The sequence below is a fragment of the Kribbella sp. NPDC000426 genome (genome assembly GCF_040300265.1).
In the GTDB taxonomy this organism is placed as follows: domain Bacteria; phylum Actinomycetota; class Actinomycetes; order Propionibacteriales; family Kribbellaceae; genus Kribbella.
In genome coordinates this window covers 874,555-894,028 of record NZ_JBEPDK010000001.1, presented here as the reverse complement: position 1 = coordinate 894,028, position 19,474 = coordinate 874,555, and the positions used below count along the sequence as shown (strand labels likewise).

Genomic DNA, 19,474 nt, shown 5'->3' with positions numbered 1-19,474 from the left:
AGGGCTACCCGTGACTGTTCCCTACACGCTGACTCGCGTCGGCGTACTGATGACCGCCGAGCCGGGCAACGAGCTCGAGGCCGAAGGCGTGCTGAACCCGGCGACCGGGCACACCCCGGACGGCGCGCTCTACCTGCTGCCGCGGCTGGTTGCTACCGGCAACATCTCCCGCGTCGGCCTGGCTCGCGTCGAGCTCGAGGACGGCGTACCCGTGGGTGTCGAGCGTGAGGGCGTCGTGCTTGCGCCGGACGAGGGCTGGGAGCGCGGCAAGAACAACGCCGGTGTCGAGGACCCGCGCGTCACCTTCGTCCCGTCCCTCGGCCTCCATGTGATGACGTACGTCGCCTACGGCCCGCTCGGCCCGAAGCCGGCGCTCGCGGTCTCCTCGGATCTGCGGGAATGGCGCCGGCTCGGTCCGCTGCATTTCGAGTACCAGCCGGACCTCGATACCGACCTCAACCTGTTCCCCAACAAGGACACGGTGTTCTTCCCGGAGCCTGTGCCGGGCCCGGACGGCGAGCCGTCGTACGCGATGCTGCACCGGCCGATGTGGGACCTCGGCTGGTTCCGCGAAGGCGAAGGCGTGCACCTGCCGGCCGGTGTGACCGATGACCGGCCGGGCATCTGGGTCTCGTTCGTCCCGGTGGCTGCCGTCGAAGCCGACCTGCGGAACCTGGTTCATCTGCGCAACCACCGGCTGGTCGCGATGTCGGAGTACCCGTTCGAGGAGCTGAAGATCGGCGCCGGGCCGGCACCGCTGCGCATCCCCGAGGGTTGGCTCGTGATCCACCACGGCGTCACCGGCGAGCAGCCGGAAGGCTTCGACCCGACCACCCAGAAGGTCTGCTACGCGGCCGGCGCGCTGATCCTCGATGCCGAGGATGTCACCCGCGTCATCGCTCGTACCACCGAACCCCTGATGGTCCCCGAGACCGACGAGGAGAAGATCGGCACGGTCGGCAACGTCGTCTTCCCGACTGCGATCGAGCAGGTCAACGGCACCCAGTACGTCTTCTACGGCATGGCCGACGCCGCCATCGGCGTGGCCAGATTGGACCGCCTGCCATGAACCCGACCCGCCGCACCGTCATCGGCGGAGCCCTTGCAGTAGCCGCCGCATCGACCGTCACCCTTCCCGCCTCAGCCTCAGCCTCAGCCTCGGCCTCGGGCAGGCTCTCCAACCTCGCGCACCTCGACTTCCTCCGTACGTCGGTGACGCCGCCGGCCGCTCCCGGTCACACCACCTTCGGCAGCGGTCCGGTCGGCGTGCTGTGGACATACGCCGACCGCCAGGCCGACGGCTCCTACAAGCGGATCGGTGGCGGGACCTACGACGCCGCGACGAACACCTATGGTCAAGGCGCGTTCAACGCTGACGACATCGCCCGGGCCGCAGTCGTCTACCTGCGGCACTGGAAGCAGTTCCGCTCTGCAGCTTCGCTGGAGGCCGCCCGTGGGCTCCTCCGCAGCCTGACGTTCCTCCAGTCACCCAACGGCAACGTTGTCCTGTGGATGCAGCCCGACGGCACGCTCAACCCGAGCGCCGACCCCGTCGAACTCCCCGACCCGTCCGACTCCGGCCCGTCCTACTGGCTGGCGCGCACGGTCTGGGCCTTGGGGGAGGGGTACGCCGTTTTCCGTCGTACCGACCGGGCTTTCGCGACCTTCCTCCGCGATCGTCTGGAGCGCGCGATCGCGGCGCTGGAGCGTCAGGTCCTCGTGCGCTACGGCCAGTACAACGTGGTCGACGGCCGCCGGCTGCCCGCCTGGCTGATCGTCAACGGCGCGGACGCGACGAGCGAGGCCGTTCTCGGGCTGTCGGCCTATGTGGAAGCCGGCGGCTCTGCTGCGGCGCGGCGGGCGCTCGGGCGCTTCGCCGAGGGCATCGCTGCGATGGCGGCCGGTTCGACGCGCGAGTGGCCGTTCCGTGCGCTGATGCCGTGGGGCGAGTCGATCTCCGACTGGCACGCGTGGGGCGCCCAGATGCCCTCCGGCCTCGCCGCCGCGGCTCACGCTCTGGGCACACCCAAGCTGGCCGGTGCCGCGATCGGCGACACCGCCGGGTTCACGCCGCTTCTGATGACGGCGGGCGGCCCGGACAACGGGTGGCTGCCGACGCCGATCGACCGCACCCAGATCGCGTACGGCGTCGACGCCCGCCTGCAGGGCTTGCTCTCCGTCGGCCTTCCCGGCCTGAAGCAGGTCGCCGCGTTCGTGGCGGCCTGGTACTTCGGCGCCAACCGTGCCGGCCAGCCGATGTACGACGCGAGCACCGGCCGCACGTACGACGGCATCTCCGGCGACGGCACGATCAACCGCAACTCCGGCGCCGAGTCGAGCATCCACGGCCAACTGTCGATGCTCGCCCTCGACGCCAACCCGGAGGTTGCCCGCCTCACAGGAACCCCGTCGTACGACGGCTTGCAGATCATCGAGGCCGAAACCGCCACCGGCGGTCAGGTCGTCACGCCGCCGTCGGCCTGGACTGGTGAATCCCAATGGAGCAACGGCTCCTACCTCTCCCTCGACGGTACGGCGACCTGGACCGTGCCGCCGTCATCGCAGCAGCGCCTGGTGCTTCCGGTCGTCAACCTGAGCGACGCCCCGACTCCGGCTCGCACGACCTGGACCGCCGGGCCTCGGGCGCTCGGCACCCTCACGCACGTCTGCGGGTCGCAAGGCATCTCCGCCGCACCAGGCGCGCTGCTTCCACTGACACTGGCCAACCCTCTCCCGGCCGGTGCCACTACCCTCACGGCCAGGGCGCAAGGCGCGGCGCAGTTGGATGCTCTGCTCCTGCTGCCGACCGTCAGTAGCCTGCGGATCGGGGACGCCGTGTTGCTGGCGAGTGTGGATACGCATGCTCGCGTGATGAGTGTGCCGGGGAAGCAGTCCTGGACCTACGATGCGGCCGGGAAGTTGGTTGCTCGGGGCAACGCTTCGCGGGCGCTCGTCGTACCCGGTGGCTTTACCGTCGTGCTCGGCTGAGCGCCTCGGCACACCAGTCGGCGACGTACATCAGCGCCTGGCCGCGCTGGTGGAACAGCCGCCGACTGTCGACCTGGCGGTGATAGGCGTTGTGGGCGGGGTCGGACGCGCGGCCGAGCAGACCCGGCAGCAGCCACGCGTACTTGACCCCGGACGCCATCACCGCCAGCCGCACCTGATCGGGATCCCCGCGCCAGCCGGCCTCGTGCAGACCGTCGAGGTAGTTGGCGATACAGGTCTCGGCGAGCTCGGGCAGCCGCTCGACCGGCCAGAACATGTCGAAGACCGCGTCCGGGATGTAGTTGCCGATGTCCTCGCCGAGCGCGCCGTCACCGGTGAACGCCCAGTCGAACAGCGCGAGCTCGCCGGTCGGGCGCTGGATCACGTTGGAGACCCAGAAGTCCAGGTGGCAGGTCGCGCGAGGGAGGCTCGCGACGAGATCGAGCAGCGCCTCGCGCTGAACCATCAGTCTGGTCCAGGCCTCTCGGAGCTGACCGGGCCACGTCTCGCGGATGAGCGGCTGTTGCCAGGCGGCGTCGTCGGTCAGCAGTTGCCAGGGCACGTCGCGGGTCGTCGAGTAGTCGCGCAGGAATCCTGTCGACGTCCACGGTCGCTCGGCCACGGGCTGCTGGGCTTGCCAGCGCCCGAAGGCTCTCGTGAGTGCCGCGTGCTCGGCGAGGCTGAACTGGGTGCCCGACGTACCGCCGATGTCTTCCATCAGCAGCACGGCGCCGTCCGGCCACTCTTCGACCTGCGCCTCGGGCAGGACCAGCCCGGCGTCCGCGAGCCGTTGGCGGAGCTCATCGTCCTGGTACACCTCGAGCTCGCGGCGCCAGTAGTTCCAATGGCGCGGGTCTGTGGACGCGGCCCACGGACCTGTGGAGTCGGCCGGACTCTGGAGCTGCTTGCGTACGGCGGTGCGGCCGTCGGCGTACGTGATGCGCTCCACGGTCGCCGTCACCGCGTTGAGCGGGTTGTGGCGCAGAGTCGCCGTACCGACTTCCGGGTGACCGGTCATGAAGAGTAATGCTGACACGCTGGGACGGGTCAGCCCAGCAGCGTCTTAGGTGGTAGACCGGTCAGGGCTTTGACGTCGCGGGTGAAGTGCGCCTGGTCGGCGTACCCGGTGAGCGTGGCGACGTCGGCGAGGGCCAGGCCGGTGCGGGCGTGGTCGAGAGCGACGTTCATCCACAGGACCCGGTCGAGCATCTTCGGCCCGTAGCCGAACGCGTCCAGGCAGCGTCGATGCAGCTGCCGCTCGCTGAGTCCGATCGTGGTGGCCAGCCGGGAGACGCCGGCCGTGCCGCGGAGCAGCCCGCCGCGGACGTTGCGCAGTACATAACCGATCAGCCGGTCCGGCGGCTCGTCGACCAGCTTGGCGACCTCGACGTCCAGCGCGACGGCCGGGTCGGGCGCGGATCGGATCCGGTCGAGCAGTTGCCGGCTCCGGGTCGGCGACCACAGATCAGCCAGCGGAACCCGCTCGTTGAGCAACTCCCGAGCCGGCACCCCCAGAAACCCCGGTGCGGTCCCCGGCGCAAACCGAACCCCGGCGTACCGCGTCCCCCGCGGCGCACTCCCCGTCCACGCATGACTGTCCGGCCCCGCCACCACCAGATCCCCGTCGATCAACAGCACATCCATACAGCCATCCGGCAGGATCCGATACTCCCCACCCTCAGCCGTCCGCGTCCACAACTCAGCCCCCGGCACGAGCGCAGCCCGCTCCCGGTACGGCTCGACGGCGACTGTCATACCGCCAGTCTGCTACGGCCCACCGACAGTTTCTCGTTCAGTTCTTGTTCAGTGCTGTTCAGTGCGGGAACACGACGTCGAGGACCGGGACGTCGACCGGAAGGTATTTGACCAGGGCAACGTTCTCGCGGATCAGTTCGTCGCGGCGGGCGGTGCCGGTGCGGCGGTCGATCACGGTTCGCCAGATCTCGTTCCGGCGGAAGTAGTCGGGGCCGACGCGGAGGAAGCGCTCCTCTTTCGCGAAGACGCGGTACGACGACTCGGCCGGGACATCCGCGAGGATCTCGCCCTCGAGGTACCGGTCGCCGACCCCGACGTGCAACTGGAAGGTCTGGTCGGTGTCGTTGCGGAACTGCAGGTCCACATAGTTGTAGACGATGCTGCAGCCCACGCCCCACGGGAGCACCCGGCCGTTGTCCGGAAACGGGTCGAAGCTGTGCGTCGAACGCTGCGTCACGGTCAGCGGTGAGTGCAGCACCATCCAGTGCAAGAGGTTCGCGAGCTGGCAGATGCCACCGCCGATCCCCGGCCGCGCCTGCCCGTTCGACAGCCGCATGCCTTTCACATAACCCTTGCGCCGGGTCGCGTTGCCGACCAGCTTGTTGAAGGAGAACGTCTCGCCCGGGCGGATCAGCAGCCCGTCGACCTGCGCGCAGGCAAGCTTCAGGTTGGTCACCTTATTGTGCTGCATCCACATCTCGGTCTCACCGAGCTGACGCAGCAGCAGCGACTTGTGCCGCTTGATCCTGACCGGCAGATCGGCCGCCGCCCGCGTTCCGGCGTACGGCGTGCTGGACCTCATCCACTCGAGCCGCTTGAGCGCACGGTGGTACCGCACTGCCAGCGGGTACAGCAGCGGCATCCGCTCGCTCCACCGGCGATGGTGCACCGCGGGCAGCACCCGGGCCTGCTCCGCGTCACTCAGCTCGTGTACCGCGACCTGCCACGGCGTACCCGGTGTCACCCCAGTCGACTCCGCTGCATGCAGTGGTGTGGTGATCGTGGTCTCGGACATCATTCCCCCGAACGAGTTGGCCGGCCCCGCGGCCGACCTCGGTTACCGTACGCCGCCGCGAGCCCATTCAGATGACAGCAACCGCTCGATCCGATTGCGCTCGTTATGACGCCGAACGGGTGCCAAGAGTTCGGTTCTCAGCCGATCTCGAGGGCCGTGCACACCCAGCGGTTGCGACGGATCTCCATCCGCAGCGCGATCGCCCGCGAGCGGTCCCCACGCCGTACATGCGCGGCCACCTCGGCGATCGACGGCTCGGGCATGAACACCCGCACCGACTGCACCGCACTCTTCTCCTTCGCACCCCGGGTCATCGCAGTCGTGTTCAACCCGAGCAACCGAACGCGCCGATTCAGCTCCATGAACACTTCGTCGTCCGTGTACCGCACCAGTTGCGAAATAGGCCGATCCCCGGCCAGCACCTCCGCCACAGCCTGAGCCAACCGCCCACCCCAAACCCGAGCCCCCGGCACCCCCACCCCACCCTGCCGACCTGACTCACCAGGCGCGGCAACCTGGCTGGGTTGGGGGTTGCTTGTTGGGAGTGGCGGCTGGGCCCCGTCAGGTTGCCCAGCCGCCTGCTTGTCGGTGGCCGGTACCACGGTGAGCTTGCGGGCCTGTGGCTGGCGGGTGGTGAAGGCCGCGATGCTCGACAACCGCCGTGGCGCAGACCCGACACCGAGGCGGGTGATCGCCTCCAAGCGCAGGGCCAGCGCGCCATCGGTCAGCTCAGCGGCGTACCGGGCGGTCGCCGGGACGGTGTGCTGATCCCGCACCGACCGCAGCCGCGGCCGGGTGACAGATGCGAGCACATCCGGGGTGGCCGTGGATTCGGTCGGGTTGGTGACGGCCATGAGAACCTCCATCGGTTCCGGTGCTGAGGTCGCGTGCGTGGTGGCGAGGTTCTGGGACTGGCTCATGTCACGGCTCCTGATGAGTGGGCGGGAGGTGGCCGGTTGACTTGGGCGGGACGCGGAGTACCAGCCCGGGAAGAATCAGGTCGGGGTCGTCCCCGATCACCTGCCGGTTCGCGGCGTACCACTCCGGCCACCGCGCGGCGATCGCTTCGTTCGAGGCACCAGGCCCCAGCTCCCGAGCAGCAAGAGCCCACAGCGAGTCCCCTTCCTGTACGACGACCCGCACCGCCCCACCCGCCCGCACCTCCGTGTACCGAGTAGCCGCCCCATCAACAGGCCGATCCGGCACACCGACCCGCACCCACCCACCACCCGCCGGCCGCCCGGAGCCCTCGGCTCCCTGCTCCCCACCAATCCGCAACCCAGAAGCAGGCTCGGCAGCCCGCCATACGTCGCTGGAGCCCCGCCGCCCATCCCCAGACTCCCGCTGAGAGCTGGCAGACCCCTGCCGAGACTCAGCGGCATGCAGCTGGCCTGCGTGCGCGGTCTGCGCGTCACCGCCACCAATCTGCAGACGTGAGACGGGCTCAGTGGCTCGCCAGGCATCGGTGGACTCCGGCTGTGAGCTGGTGAAGTCCTGCTGGGAGTCGGTGGAGCTTTGCTGGGACTTGGTGGGCCGCTGGCCTACGTGTGTCGTGTGCGCGTCGGGGCCGCCGATGTGCAGGTCCGAGGCGGGCTCCGTCGTCCGCCAGGTGTTAGCGGTTGATGCGGGGGTGGTGGGGCCTAGTTGGAGGGTGGAGCGGGGTTCGGTGGTGCGCCAGTCGGAGTCGGTGAGGTGGACGGTGGAGGCGGGGGCGGTCTGGTTCCACTGGAGGACGTGGGTGGGGGTGGCTTGGGCTGCGGTGACGGTGAGGGGGGTGACGGCGGCGACGCCGAGGCCGGAGCGGAGTAGGGCTCGGGCTGTCTTCGTCGTGATGCGTCCGGCGACCGCGCCGGCGAGCTCGCCGACCACGCCGGGGATCTGCTCGAGGACGGTCGTGACGACCGCCAGCACGAGCCAGACGTACGCGATCCAGGCAACCGTGCCGACCGCGAGCACGGTCAGCGAGTCCAGGTCGTACGTCCGGGCGCTGCTGATCGACCCGGCGGTCACCCACCGCAGCAGCAGGCCGACACCGGCCAGCGCCAGCACCGCGAGGGTGCCTTTCAGTGCCCGGATCATCGCGTTCATCCCGCTTCGCTCCCGACCTATGAGTTTGCGTTAGTTTGCTTTGGCTTGATCACTATAGACCGGTAATAGGCCAGCTTTGCAAGTCCTTAACGCACGCAGCGTCGGTATCCCGTGCGGAGAGTGACGGCGGACCGGCGTGACGGCACCTGGGACCGGTAGGTTCGCGGTCATGCGGTGGGATGCGTTGTTCGCGGACCTGGAGGCGCAGTTCGAGGCGCTCCAGGACTCAGATCTGTACGGCGAAGTGGCCGACCGGATCCGCGCTGAGGTCGGGAAGATCACCGTCCTCGACCGGCTCCGCGGCGCGGTGAACACCGTCGTACGCGTCGAGCTGAACGACGCCGAGCCGGTTCGCGGCCTGCTCAGCCGGGTCGGGAAGGACTGCTTGCTGCTCGAGACCGAGCGGTACGAGGAGTGGCTGATCCCGGTTGCCGCGCTCGTCGCCGTACACCGGCTGGGGCCGTGGGCCGAGCCGGCCGGCGCCGTCGAGGGCAAGCTCGGGCTCGCTCACCTGCTCCGCGGGATCGCCCGTGACCGCTCACCGGTCACCCTGTTCTGCAGCAGCGGCGGTCCCGTCACCGGCACCATCGACCGCGTCGGCGCCGACTTCCTGGAGCTCGCCGAACACCCGCTCGACGCCCCCCGCCGCCGCTCGGAGGTCTACAACGTCCGCCTGGTCCCCACCCAATCCCTCCGAGCCCTCCGCCGCCGCTGAACGCGGTGCACTGCACGGGGTCGCACCAGCGCCAGCCCGCCGGTGCGACAACCGAACTAGAGCTGGGCGTCCTCCGAAGCCTCGGCTTCCTCGCCGAAGGGGTGGGCGTCTATGAAGGTCTTGGTTTCGGTGTAGAGGCGCTCGATGTACTTCTCCAGCTCGGTGGCTTCGACGCGCCACTGGCCGCGGCCGCCGATCTTGACGGCCGGGATGTCGCCGCGGCGGACCAGCGCGTAGACCTGGTTGGCGGAGATGTTGAGCACCTCGGCGACGTCGGCGAGCTGGAGGAAGCGGGGACCCGGCATCCGTCGGACTCCTTCACGTAGTGGCTGGTTGTTTCAGTTTGCCACGGTTCGCGGCTGGACGATCGGGTTTGTCCCCAGCCTGTGACTGCCTGTGGATGACCGTTCACGCCGCGATCGCGAACCAGGCAGAATGTCGCCCGAGAACGATCGATTGACTGGGGAGACGACGTGGTCGAGACAGCCGTGCGAAGTGGATTCGGGGCGCCGTCCGCCCCGGCCCAGCGCAACCGCAAGGCCCGGTGGAAGGACGGTCGCCTGGTCCTCGGTGTGCTGCTCGTCGCCGTCACCGCGCTGGCCGGCGCCAAGTTGTTGTCGTCGGCCGACGACACCACGACGATCTGGGCCGCCAAGCACGACCTCAAGGTCGGGGTCCCGCTGACCGACGACGACCTGACCACGGTCCGGGTCCGTTTCACCAGCACCAACGACTCCGAGCGGTATCTCGCGGCCGACGCCGACGTGAAGGGCCTGGTCGTCGGCCGGGCGATCGACCAGGGCGAGTTCCTGCCGAAGGACGCGGCGGTCGCCAAGTCCGACCAGGACCGCACCGAGCTCCCGCTGTCGGTCGCGACCGGCCGCCTGCCGTCCGACACCGCGGTCGGCGACATCGTCGACGTCTGGGTGGTGCCGAAGGAGGAGGGCCGGCCCGCGAGACCGTTGTGGAGCAGCGTCCGCGTGCTGGAGATCGACTCGGTCAAAGGCGTGGCGGGCAGCACAGCCAGGCGACAGGTGCTGATCGGGCTCACCTCGGCCGACCTGCCCCGCATCCCGGCCGCGCTGACCGCGCTCGGCGCCGGCGAGCCGACCCTGGTCCGGAAGGCCAACTGATGTCGATCCCGGTCCTGCTCGCCGTCACCGGCGCGCCCTGGGAGGCCGACGTCGTCCAGCGGACCGAGCGCGCCCCCGGCATCCACGTCGTACGGCGCTGTGTCGACATCGCCGACGTGATGGCCGCCGCAGCGAGTGGTCAGGCCCGCGCGGTCCTGCTGGCCGACGCCCTGGCCCGGCTCTCCTCCGACGCAGTCGCCGCACTGCACGCACGCGGAATCGCCGTGCTCGCCCTGGTCGACCCGACGGAGACCGGCGCGCCCTTCGGCCCCGAGGACCGGCTCAGCCGGATGGGGATCGAGCGGATCCTGCCCGCCGACGTCAGCCCGACCGACCTCGGCCGCGCAGTCACCGAGGCCGTCGAGTCCGGCCCGGAGATCTCCACTGCCCATTTCGCCGGCGGATTCGTGCCGATCACCCCGGAGACGGCCGCCAACTACGAACCCCCGCCGTACTCCCAAGGCGCCGGCCGCCTGATCGCCGTCTGGGGTCCGACCGGCGCGCCTGGCCGGACGACGGTCGCGGTCAACCTTGCGTCCGAGCTGGCCGCGAAGCGGGTGCCCACGCTGCTCGCCGACGCGGATGTGTACGGCGGCACCGTCGCGCAGATGCTGGGGATGCTCGACGAAACCTCCGGCCTGGCCGCCGCGGCGCGCTCGGCGTCGAACGGTTCGCTCGACATGATCACGCTCGCGAAGTGCGCGCGCCAGGTCGCCCCGCACATGCTGGTGCTGACCGGGCTCAGCCGGGCCGACCGATGGACCGAACTGCGGCCGGCGGCGATCGAGGCGATCTGGTCGACGGCACGCGAACTTGCCCCGGTCACGGTCGTGGATGTCGGCTTCTGCATCGAGACGGACGAGGAGATCTCGTTCGACTCGCTGGCCCCGCGGCGCAACGGCGCGACGGTCGCGACGCTGGAGCAGGCCGACGAGGTGATGATCGTCGGTACGGCGGATCCGGTCGGCCTGACCCGCTTGATCCGGGCGGTCCACGAGGTCCGTGCCGTCGTCCCGTCGACGACAGTCCGCGTGGTCGTCAATCGGCTACGCTCCGGAGCGCTCGGTGCCTCACCCGGCGACGCCGCCGCGGAGGCCCTCGGGCAGTACGCCGGGATCGAGCCCGCCGCCTTCCTGCCGTACGACTTGAGCGCGGTCGACGCCGCCATGTCCCACGGCCGCAGCCTCGCCGAAGCAGCCAAGTCCAGCAAGCTCCGCAAGTCGTTCCAGCAACTGGCTACGACCGTCGTCAAGGAGCTGGTGCCCGCATAGGTCCGGCGCCCGGCAGTCAGGGTCGGATCGGTGGCGAACCCGGGGATAACCCCGCCGACAACCCGGCGACGATGTGCCAGGGTTGGCAGTACTTCGACCCGCAGGGGAGTGTCATGTCCGATGTCCAGGGCCGGCCGCCGAGCTCGATGAGTACCAACCGCCGGTACGGGATCGCCATCTCGGTCGCCCTCATCCTCGGTGGCGCGTACTGGGCGCTGACCGGGCTGACCGAGGGCACCAAGAGCAGCCAGGAGAGCTACCCGGTCCACGGCGACTCGCTGCTGGTCAAGGGCGGCGCCGCCGAGGTCGAAGTACGGCCCGGCGACGGGACCGAGGTGAAGATCGATCGGCAGTTCGAGCGGAACGTGTTCGGCTCGGATCCGAAGGAGAAGTACCACCAGGACGAGGGCAAGCTCGAGCTGAACAGCGGCGGCTGCGGGTTCCTGTCGTTCGGGTGCAAGACCAGCTACGTGCTGACCGTGCCGCGGGACCTGAAGCTCACGATCGAGAGCAGCAGCGGAGACATCACGCTCTCCGGGTTCTCCGGCGGCGCCGACGTGAAGACGAGCTCCGGCGACATCGAGGTGCACGACGTCGGCGGACCGTTGCAGCTCGAGTCGAGCTCCGGCGACGTGCAGGCGGACGGCCTGACCGCGACGTCGGTGACGGCGCGCAGCAGCTCCGGGAGCTCCGAACTGGACTTCTCGGTCGCCCCGCAGTCGGTCGACGCGAAGTCGAGCTCGGGTGACGTCTCGATCCGGATCCCGTCCGGCGACGAGGCGTACAAGGTCGACACCAAGTCCTCCTCCGGCGACGAGTCGGCCAACGTGAAGATCGACCCGAACGCCACCCGCACCATCCAGGCCAAGACCTCCTCGGGCGACGTCACCATCGAGTACAACCACTGACCACGGGGAGTGAGGGCCGGGGCCGGAAGCGTGATGACGGCCGCGGTCTGAGTAGGCTTGCGGGCATGGTCGAGGTGCGAGCGATACCCCGTGGTCTCTTGGTGGACTGGGGCGGAGTGCTCACCTCGGGCCTCGACGCGGCGCTGCGACGCTGGGCCGAGCTGGACGATTTCGACTTCGACTCCTACCTCGAAGCAGTGCTGAAATGGCTGCCTTCGCCCTCGCCCGAGGAGGCGGCCGCCGAGGCCGAGCTGAACCCGGTGCACGCGCTCGAGCGCGGCCAGATCGCCGTACCCGACTTCGAGCGGAAGCTCGCCTCGATGCTCGTCCGCCGCGACGGTACGCCGGTGCCCGCGGAGGGCCTGATCGAGCGGATGTTCGCGCACTTCGAGCACCAGCCCGCGATGTCCGGCCTGGTCCGCCGCGCCAACGAGCGCGGGATCAAGACCGCCCTGCTGTCGAACTCGTGGGGCAACACCTACCCCCGCGACACCTGGGACGGGATGTTCGACGACATCGTCATCTCCGGCGAGGTCGGACTGCGCAAACCCGAGCCGGAGATCTTCCTGCTCGCCGCCCGCCGGCTGAACCTGGAGCCGGCGGAGTGCGTCTTCATCGACGACCTGCAACTCAACGTCGACGGCGCCCGCGCGGTCGGCATGACCGCGATTCTGCACACCGAGTACGACGAGACCCGGCGAGCGCTGGAAACCCTGTTCGGAGCCGACCTGACGTGACCGTGACCACCCCTCCCTCCTCCCCGGCCCGTCCCGCCACCCGTCGCGTCGTCCTCGCGATCGTCGGCTGCGCCGTACTCGTCGCGCTCGGTGCCTGGGCCGCCAACCTGTTCGGCGGCATGATCGACCTGCGCGTCTACCGGATGGGCGGCTCCGTGCTGCTGCACGGCGACTCGCTGTACGACGCGCAGCTGCCCGGCGGCTCCGGGCTCCCCTTCACGTACCCGCCGTTCGCCGCGATCGCGATGGTCCCGCTGGCCGCCGTACCGTGGGCGGTCGCGCTCGTGACCTGGACGACGATCTCGGTGCTGTGCATCACCGCGCTGTGGCGGACCAGCCTGCCGAAGACGTTCTGGGCGTTCGTCACCCAGCGCAAGCGGACCGCGGCGCTGATCGCGCTGACGGTCCTGTCGCTGCTGCTCGAGCCGGTCTGGCAGACGATCCAGTTCGGCCAGATCAACCTGTTGCTGACGGCAATGATCCTGCTGGACCTGGTCCGGCCGAACGACACCCGGCTGCGGGGTTTCTGGGTCGGCGTGACGATCGGCGTGAAGCTGACCCCGTTGCCGTTCCTCGCGCTGCTCGTGGTGACGAAGCAGTGGCGGGCGCTGCGCAACGCCGTACTGGGGCTGCTGGCAACGATGGCGGTCGGGTTCGCGATCGTGCCGCACCAGTCCTGGCGCTACTGGACCGACGTGATCCTCGACGCGAACCGCGTCGGCGGCATCGCGTACACCGGCAACCAGTCGTTCAACGGCTTCCTGCACCGCATCGGCAACGACGCGGGCTGGGTCCAGCCGGCCTGGTTCGTGCTATCGGTCGTGTTCGGCCTGCTCGTGCTGTGGCTGGCCCGGCGATACTGGCTGGCCGACGAGCGCGTCACAGCGATCTCGGTGATGGCGCTGGCGGTCCTGTACGCGTCGCCGATCTCGTGGAGCCACCACTGGGTCTGGATCATCCCGCTCGGCGTCAGCCTGATCCGCGGTATCAACCGCGTCTGGGGCCTCAACCCCGCGGTGGTCACCGGCGTCCTGTTCTACGGCCTGTTCGTGCTGCGGTCGATCTGGTGGGTCCCGTACCGCGACGACCGCGAGCTCAACTGGACCTTCTGGCAGTCGATCCCGGGCAACTCGCACCTGATCGTCGGCATGATCGCGTTCATCCTGCTCGCCGTCACCAGCCGCAGCTTGCCTAAGCCGTCAACTCCCGCAACGTCCGAGTCAGCCTGACCGCCAGCGCGGGATCGACCTCGGCGATCTCGGCCAGCAGTACGTCGACACTCGCGCCGAACGCCCGCCGCAACTCGCCGGCGTCCAGCGATCGCACCAGCGTCGGCTCGACTGCAGCAGTAGTAGCTGCAGGCAACAAATGCAGACCGCGACCCTGCGAGTGCGGTACGCCGTGGCGCAGGCACATCAGCATCAGTACGTGATCCCGTACGCCGCTGATCATGTACTCCGCCTGCCACGTCTTGCCGCGCGCGATACTCGAGCGCGCGTGCAACGCGTACAGCCAGCCCATGCCGATCAGGTCGACCGGGTCCGGCGTACTGCGGGCCGGCTGCTCGACCGCTGAGCCGAAGAGCAGTTGAAAGGTGGGACCCAGGGCGCCGAATGCTTCGAGCGGGGCGAAGGCGATGTCCACCTGGAGGGTGGAGTCGAGCAGGAACACTCGGTAGACGGTCGGGCCCGACCACATGTCTGTGTGGTGGATGGCACCGTGCTCGGCGTACATCGCAGCCGTCCAGTCGGCAAGCACAGCAGCCTGATCGGCGTCGGCCGCGAGGCCGAAGGCCAGATCGATGTCCGACCACTCGTCCTCGGCGCCGACCGCTGCGGATCCGGTCAGGGCGGCGCCCGTGATGCGGGCGTCTGCCCGGGCCTCCGCGACGAGCGCGCCACGGAGGGCTGAGCGTTCCAAAGGCGTGTAGATCACGAAGAGAACAGTAGAAGCAGACCGCCGCAGGTGTAGCCGACCATGACGACGAGCAGCGGGATCTGGCCGGCCAAGGCCTTGGTGCGCGGGAACAGCGCGACCGCGCGGTCGTGCGCCGAGACGACGCCGAGCAGGTGGCCGCAGACCACCGCGAGGACCTGGATGACCGCGATCGCCGTGCTGTGGTTGGTGATGCCGGTGTTCACCGCGAGCAGACCCGTGCCGAAGATGTTCGCGCCGTTGCTGAGCGGGTCGCTGAGGTAGATCAGCGTCCGCTGCCCTTCGAGGATGAACAGGGTCAGGTAGTGCGCGACGACGTACCCGAACGCGATCGGTACGACGGAGTGCGCGAACAGGCCCGGCAGCGACGTCCGCGAACTGTCCGACAGCCGGCCCGCGAGCACGGTGGCGCCGGAGTAGGTGCCGAGGACGAACAGGATGAACACGATCAGTGCGGCCGTCCCGAGCCAGGTCATCGAGATGTCCTGGTTCTGCGCCCAGCCGATCCAGGCCGACGAGTTCGAGAACCCGTCGTACGCCGTGGAGCCGAGCAGGGCCGCGACCAAACCGACGAGGCCCGGTTGCGGCTTCATCCCGTCGAGGTTTTCCAGCGGACGCCGGACGACGAGGGCGCCGTCGTTGCGGCGGCCCCACGGGGACAACCGCGACATCAGCGTGGCGTAGGCCTCGAACGGGTCGCCCTGCGAGAACCAGCGGTCGCCGAACAGGATCGCCCCGAACATCGTGATCACGACGTACAGCGCGATCCAGGCCTGCAGCACCGGGATCGTCGCCCGGTCCGGTGCGACCAGTTCGAGCCAGGTGAACGCGAAGATGCCGAGCGCGGCCGGCCATAGGCCTACCCAGGCGGGGAGCTCGAGCAGACCCTTCGACGCGGGCTGGCGGAGGGCCTTCGAGAGCAGGAGGTGGAGCGTGCGGAGCGGGTTCAGCGTGCGCCAGACCGGGCCGAGCGCGATCGAGATCGGTACCAGCCCGACCCAGACCAGGATGTAGATGAACCCGAAGATCGGGTTCGTGAGCCGGTCGACGCCGAACATCAGCGACACCATCGCGTACAGGAAGGTCGCCAGTCCGACCGCGCGGACGATCCAGCGGAACCAGCCCGCGTCCACCGTCCGGGTGATTGCGGCAGGCAACGGCTTCCCGGAGGCGTTGCCGCGGTACTTCGGACTCCGCCACGCCAGCCCGAGCACGACGAACGAGAGCGTCACCGCGATCGCGGCGCCGCCCACCGCCAGCCCGAACGGAACCGGCAGATCCTGCCGGCCCCCGATTCCATGCAGCGGGATCATCAGGAGACGACGAGCTTGGCGACCAGCTTGCCGCTCTTGTGGGTCTCGACCTCGAAGGTGCCCTTCATGTTCGCGGTGAAGGTGACCGAGGCGGGCTTGCCCGGGGTCAGCTCGAGCTCCTTGTCGTACCCGTGGATGTGCAGCTCGTCGTCGGCGTCGCTGATCACCTTGACCAGCACGGTCTGGCCGGCCTTCACCTTGATGGTCGCGCCGCTCGGGTTGACCTTGCCGTTGGCAACGGTGACGTCGATGGTCACGTCGGCCTGCTCGCCGGACGGGTCCGCCGTGTTCGACGGGGAGCTGGTGTTCGGTGACCCCGGGGTCGGGGTATTGGTCGGCAGGCTCGAGGTCGCCGTACTGGCCGGTGCCGACGGGGTGCTCGAGCCGCTGTCGGAGTCGCCTCCACCACAGCCGGCCAGGACCAGCATGCCGAGGGTGGGCAGGAGAGCGGTGGCGGCACCGCGGGTGAGCGTCGAACGCATCGGACCAGAAGCCTTTCGAGGGGTGGTGAACTTCTCAGGGCGCGGGACACACCCTCTTGCCTGACGAACACAGATACCGCAGTGTTCCCGTACGGCCAGTGTCGCAGCCCACTGTCGGACGCGGCCGCTAGGGTGAAACAACCCGTAGCGAGAGGAAGGTGACCCCGATGCCTGACCGGCTGACGTCGCTCGATCTCACCTTCCTGAAGGCAGAGTCACCGGCGACCCCGATGCACGTCGGGACGGTCGATATCTTCGAGCCGCCGGTGCACGGCGACGAGGGGTTCGACTACGAGAGCCTGGTCGCCCTGATCCGGGACCGGATCGCCTTCGTGCCGCGGTACCGGCAGCGTGTGCAGCAGGTGCCCGGCCGGTTCGCGGGCCCGGTCTGGGTGGACGACGAAGAGTTCGACATCACCTTCCACGTCCGGCGCTCGGCCCTGCCCCGGCCCGGCACCCACGCGCAGCTGCTCGAGCTGGTCGCCCGGATCATGTCCCGCCGGCTCGACCGCGCCCGCCCGCTGTGGGAGATGTATCTGGTCGAGGGTCTCCAGGGCGACCGGTTCGCGATCATCGCGAAGTCTCACCAGGCGCTTGTCGACGGCAACAGCACGGTCGACATCGGCCAGGTCGTTTTGGACGCGACCGCGCATCCGCGCGAGACGCCGACCGACACCTGGCAGCCGGACCATCCGCCCTCGGCCCTCGAGCTGCTCGCCGGTGTCTTCTCCGACGCGGCCAAGCACCCGACCGCGGTCCTGGAGCTGGCTCGCGCCGAGATGGCCAGCCTGACCGGCTCCACCTCGGTCCGTGAGGTGCTCGGCGACGTGGTCGGCTCGCTGGTCGCGCAGCGGCATGCGCAGGAGAGCTCACTGCATGTGAAGACGTCCGGCCAGCGCCGGTTCACCACCGTGCAGACCGACCTCGAGGACTACCGGACCGTCCGCGCCGCGCACGGCGGCACGGTCAACGACGTGATCCTCGCCGTGGTCGCCGGCGCGTTCCGGGCCTGGATGATGACCCGCGGTGAGGGCGTCGGGCCGACCCGGAGCGTGCGAGCGGTGATCCCGGTCAGCATCCGTGACGACGAGGACGACGAGCCGACCTCGCTCGGCTCCCGGGTGATCGCCTCGACCGTGAACCTCCCGGTCGGGGAGAACTCCCCGGTCATGCGACTCCACCAGATCTCGTACCAGACCAAGGTGCACAAGGACACCGGTCGGGCCGTCAGCGCCCGCTCGCTGGTCGGCATCGCCGGGTTCGCCCCGACCACGCTGCACGCGCTGGCCGCCCGCGTCGCGACCACCACGGTCCGCCCGATCGACGACGTCGTGATCACCAACGTCCCGGGCCCGCAGTTCCCGCTGTACGCGCAGGGCGCCCCGATGCTCGCGTCGTACCCGGTGGTCCCGCTGATGCCGGGCCAGGGCCTGTCCGTCGGAGTCACGTCGTACGACGGGAAGGTGTACTACGGTCTGAACGCGGATCGCACCGCGATGCCGGACCTGGCTGTTTTCGCCCAATGTGTGACCGATGCGCTCGACGAATTGCTGGACACCACCAAGGGCAGCCGGAACCGGGCCTCCCGGGGACGGAAGAAACCCCGCGGATCAAACAAGAAGGCGGGTTCATGAGGGTGTACATCCCATCCACGCTCCGGTTGCTGAGCGTGGCCTGCAACGCGGGGGAGATCGGGCCGGCCCCGCTGACGGCGTACGCCGTGACGCCGGCCCTGCGCGAGTGGTACGCCGAGGGCGACGACGAGGAGCTGGAGTACGCCGCGATGGCGCAGGCGGCGCGCGCCTCGGTGGGACTGCTGGCCGCGGATTCCGGCATCGCCCGCCGCCGGGTGGTGATCGCGGCCGAGGTGAGCGCCGTGCCGCCGGCGGACGGATCGGTGGAGCTCGGTGACGCCCGGCTCGAGCTGCATGTGGTGATCCCGTGGCGCGGGGTGGCCGCGGTCCACATGGACGCGATCGACGCGATCCCGGTGGTCAGGAAGGCGGCCGACCTCTGGGAGGCCGCACAGAACGGTGACGACGACGCGGTGTTCGCCCTGGATTCGTGCGAGGGTGAAGACCTGCTGTGGTACGCGACGCAAGAGATTCCCGACCTGCTCGCGGCGGAGGGGCCGCGGGGCCGGAACGGGTCGAACGGATCGAACTGACGGGAGCTGATGGCGATGCAGGCGATCTGGAAGGGGGCCATCTCGTTCGGGATGGTGACGATCCCGATCAAGGTGTTCTCCGCGACCGAGGAGAAGGACATCTCGTTCCGCCAGGTGCATGTCGCCGACGGGGGGCGGATCAAGTACAAGCGGGTCTGCTCGATCGACGGCGAAGAGGTGCCGTACTCCGATATCGGCAAGGGCTACGAGATGCCCGACGGCCGGATGATCGTGCTCGACTCCGACGACTTCGCCGACCTGCCGCTGTCCAGCAAGAAGGTCATCGACGTCCTCGAGTTCGTGCCCGCGGACCAGGTCGACCCGCTGTACCTGGGCAAGTCGTACTACCTCGCCGCTGACGGCGGGCCGGGCGCCAAGCCGTACGTGCTGCTCCGGGACGCGCTCGAGGGCTCCGAGCTGTACGCGCTGGTCAAGGTCGCGCTGCGGTCGCGGGAGAGCCTCGGGCTGCTGCGGACGGTCGACGACGTCCTCGTGCTGCAGGTGATGCTGTGGCCGGACGAGATCCGCGACAAGTCGTTCGCGGCGCCGCCCGAGGACGTCGAGATCCGGACCCAGGAGAAGGCGATGGCGTCGTCGTACATCGACACGCTGCGGGGTGAGTTCGACCCGGACCAGTACCACGACGACTACCGCGAGGCGCTGGAGAAGGTCGTCCAGGCGAAGGCCGAAGGCGTGCCGCTGCCCGAGTCCGAGGACGAGGAGACCGAGGGCGCCGAGGTCGTGGACCTGGTAGCTGCGCTGCGTGCGTCGGTCGAGGCGGCGAAGGCCCGGCGTGCGGGCGGTGGCGCCGGTGAGTCCGAGCCGGCCAAGAAAGCGCCGGCGAAGAAGGCCGCCGCCAAGAAGGCCCCGGCCAAGAAGGCAGCTGCGGCGAAGAAGGCTCCGGCCAAGAAGACGGCCAAGAAGGCCACGAAGAAGTCCGCATGACACGCATCTGCCGGCGGGGGAG

At 69.4% G+C, this 19,474-nt stretch carries 20 protein-coding genes; 11 read left to right on the top strand and 9 right to left on the bottom strand.

All coding sequences use genetic code 11. The features are described 5' to 3' along the window. The first annotated feature begins 10 nt into the window (after positions 1-10). Together ABT313_RS04335 and ABT313_RS04330 are read left to right on the top strand one after the other, a co-directional pair. Positions 11-1,069 carry a glycoside hydrolase family 130 protein gene (locus ABT313_RS04335; RefSeq protein ID WP_350848526.1) on the top strand — a complete coding sequence of 353 codons (1,059 nt, stop codon included), beginning with the start codon at positions 11-13 and terminating at the stop codon, positions 1,067-1,069. Next, positions 1,066-2,988 (top strand): hypothetical protein, encoded by a 1,923-nt coding sequence (locus ABT313_RS04330; RefSeq protein WP_350848524.1) that lies wholly within the window; start codon positions 1,066-1,068, stop codon positions 2,986-2,988. Before ABT313_RS04335 ends, ABT313_RS04330 begins: the two co-directional genes overlap by 4 nt. Here ABT313_RS04330 and ABT313_RS04325 read toward each other — a convergent pair. The 5 genes from ABT313_RS04325 to ABT313_RS04305 all read right to left on the bottom strand — a co-directional run bounded on the left by ABT313_RS04325 (position 2,969) and on the right by ABT313_RS04305 (position 7,837). After that, positions 2,969-4,006, bottom strand: coding sequence for an aminoglycoside phosphotransferase family protein (locus tag ABT313_RS04325; protein WP_350848522.1), 1,038 nt, complete (start codon positions 4,004-4,006; stop codon positions 2,969-2,971). The genes ABT313_RS04330 and ABT313_RS04325 overlap by 20 nt on opposite strands. Positions 4,007-4,035: 29 nt before the next feature. Next, positions 4,036-4,743, bottom strand: a complete 708-nt coding sequence (locus ABT313_RS04320; protein ID WP_350848520.1) for a helix-turn-helix domain-containing protein — start codon at positions 4,741-4,743, stop codon at positions 4,036-4,038. A 58-nt stretch (positions 4,744-4,801) separates the two neighbouring features. After that, positions 4,802-5,758 carry a VanW family protein gene (locus ABT313_RS04315; protein WP_350848518.1) on the bottom strand — a complete coding sequence of 319 codons (957 nt, stop codon included), beginning with the start codon at positions 5,756-5,758 and terminating at the stop codon, positions 4,802-4,804. A 137-nt stretch (positions 5,759-5,895) separates the two neighbouring features. After that, positions 5,896-6,678, bottom strand: a complete 783-nt coding sequence (locus ABT313_RS04310; RefSeq protein ID WP_350848516.1) for an Rv3235 family protein — start codon at positions 6,676-6,678, stop codon at positions 5,896-5,898. A gap of 1 nt (position 6,679) precedes the next feature. Continuing rightward, a complete protein-coding gene (locus ABT313_RS04305) occupies positions 6,680-7,837 on the bottom strand; it encodes a LysM peptidoglycan-binding domain-containing protein (RefSeq protein ID WP_350848514.1) in 1,158 nt (385 codons plus the stop codon). Between the two features lie 178 nt (positions 7,838-8,015). Between ABT313_RS04305 and ABT313_RS04300 the strand changes: the two genes are divergently transcribed. Next, the gene (locus ABT313_RS04300; RefSeq protein WP_350848512.1) at positions 8,016-8,561 is read left to right on the top strand and encodes a hypothetical protein; all 546 of its coding nucleotides are present in this window, start codon (positions 8,016-8,018) and stop codon (positions 8,559-8,561) included. Positions 8,562-8,617: 56 nt separating this feature from the next. Here the strand turns inward: ABT313_RS04300 and ABT313_RS04295 are convergent, their stop codons facing one another. Further along, entirely contained in the window at positions 8,618-8,866 is a 249-nt protein-coding gene (locus ABT313_RS04295) for a helix-turn-helix domain-containing protein (protein ID WP_350848510.1), read from the bottom strand. A 168-nt stretch (positions 8,867-9,034) separates the two neighbouring features. Between ABT313_RS04295 and ABT313_RS04290 the strand changes: the two genes are divergently transcribed. The 5 genes from ABT313_RS04290 (at position 9,035) to ABT313_RS04270 (ending at position 13,839) form a co-directional block, all read left to right on the top strand. Then, positions 9,035-9,694: a CpaB family protein gene (locus ABT313_RS04290; protein WP_350848508.1), complete on the top strand. Its 660-nt coding sequence runs from the start codon at positions 9,035-9,037 to the stop codon at positions 9,692-9,694. Continuing rightward, positions 9,694-10,965 carry a CpaE/TadZ family protein gene (locus ABT313_RS04285; protein ID WP_350848506.1) on the top strand — a complete coding sequence of 424 codons (1,272 nt, stop codon included), beginning with the start codon at positions 9,694-9,696 and terminating at the stop codon, positions 10,963-10,965. The genes ABT313_RS04290 and ABT313_RS04285 overlap by 1 nt, the downstream gene beginning before the upstream one ends. Positions 10,966-11,078: 113 nt before the next feature. Next, complete coding sequence (locus ABT313_RS04280) at positions 11,079-11,873, top strand: DUF4097 family beta strand repeat-containing protein (protein WP_350848504.1); 795 nt, start codon at positions 11,079-11,081, stop codon at positions 11,871-11,873. 65 nt (positions 11,874-11,938) lie between these two features. Then, positions 11,939-12,610 (top strand): HAD family hydrolase, encoded by a 672-nt coding sequence (locus tag ABT313_RS04275; RefSeq protein WP_350848502.1) that lies wholly within the window; start codon positions 11,939-11,941, stop codon positions 12,608-12,610. Next, on the top strand, positions 12,607-13,839 hold the full coding sequence (locus ABT313_RS04270) for a glycosyltransferase 87 family protein (protein ID WP_350848501.1): 1,233 nt from the start codon (positions 12,607-12,609) through the stop codon (positions 13,837-13,839). The genes ABT313_RS04275 and ABT313_RS04270 overlap by 4 nt, the downstream gene beginning before the upstream one ends. Here ABT313_RS04270 and ABT313_RS04265 read toward each other — a convergent pair. Genes ABT313_RS04265 through ABT313_RS04255 form a run of 3 tightly spaced genes read right to left on the bottom strand, consistent with a single transcriptional unit; the run spans position 13,802 to position 16,340 of the window. Beyond that, on the bottom strand, positions 13,802-14,545 hold the full coding sequence (locus tag ABT313_RS04265; RefSeq protein ID WP_350848499.1) for a nucleotidyltransferase domain-containing protein: 744 nt from the start codon (positions 14,543-14,545) through the stop codon (positions 13,802-13,804). The two genes, ABT313_RS04270 and ABT313_RS04265, sit on opposite strands and share 38 nt — an antisense overlap. Then, positions 14,542-15,858, bottom strand: coding sequence for a hypothetical protein (locus ABT313_RS04260; RefSeq protein WP_350848497.1), 1,317 nt, complete (start codon positions 15,856-15,858; stop codon positions 14,542-14,544). Before ABT313_RS04260 ends, ABT313_RS04265 begins: the two co-directional genes overlap by 4 nt. Further along, entirely contained in the window at positions 15,858-16,340 is a 483-nt protein-coding gene (locus ABT313_RS04255) for a cupredoxin domain-containing protein (RefSeq protein ID WP_350848495.1), read from the bottom strand. Before ABT313_RS04255 ends, ABT313_RS04260 begins: the two co-directional genes overlap by 1 nt. 167 nt (positions 16,341-16,507) lie before the next feature. On the opposite strand from ABT313_RS04255, the gene ABT313_RS04250 reads away from it, so the two are divergent. The 3 genes from ABT313_RS04250 to ku are packed head-to-tail and all read left to right on the top strand — an operon-like array spanning position 16,508 to position 19,452. Then, a complete protein-coding gene (locus ABT313_RS04250; protein ID WP_350848493.1) occupies positions 16,508-17,974 on the top strand; it encodes a WS/DGAT/MGAT family O-acyltransferase in 1,467 nt (488 codons plus the stop codon). Beyond that, positions 17,971-18,507, top strand: coding sequence for a DUF6912 family protein (locus ABT313_RS04245; protein ID WP_350848491.1), 537 nt, complete (start codon positions 17,971-17,973; stop codon positions 18,505-18,507). Before ABT313_RS04250 ends, ABT313_RS04245 begins: the two co-directional genes overlap by 4 nt. A 15-nt stretch (positions 18,508-18,522) precedes the next feature. Next, positions 18,523-19,452, top strand: a complete 930-nt coding sequence (gene ku / locus ABT313_RS04240; RefSeq protein ID WP_350848489.1) for a non-homologous end joining protein Ku — start codon at positions 18,523-18,525, stop codon at positions 19,450-19,452. The last annotated feature ends 22 nt before the right edge of the window (positions 19,453-19,474 follow it).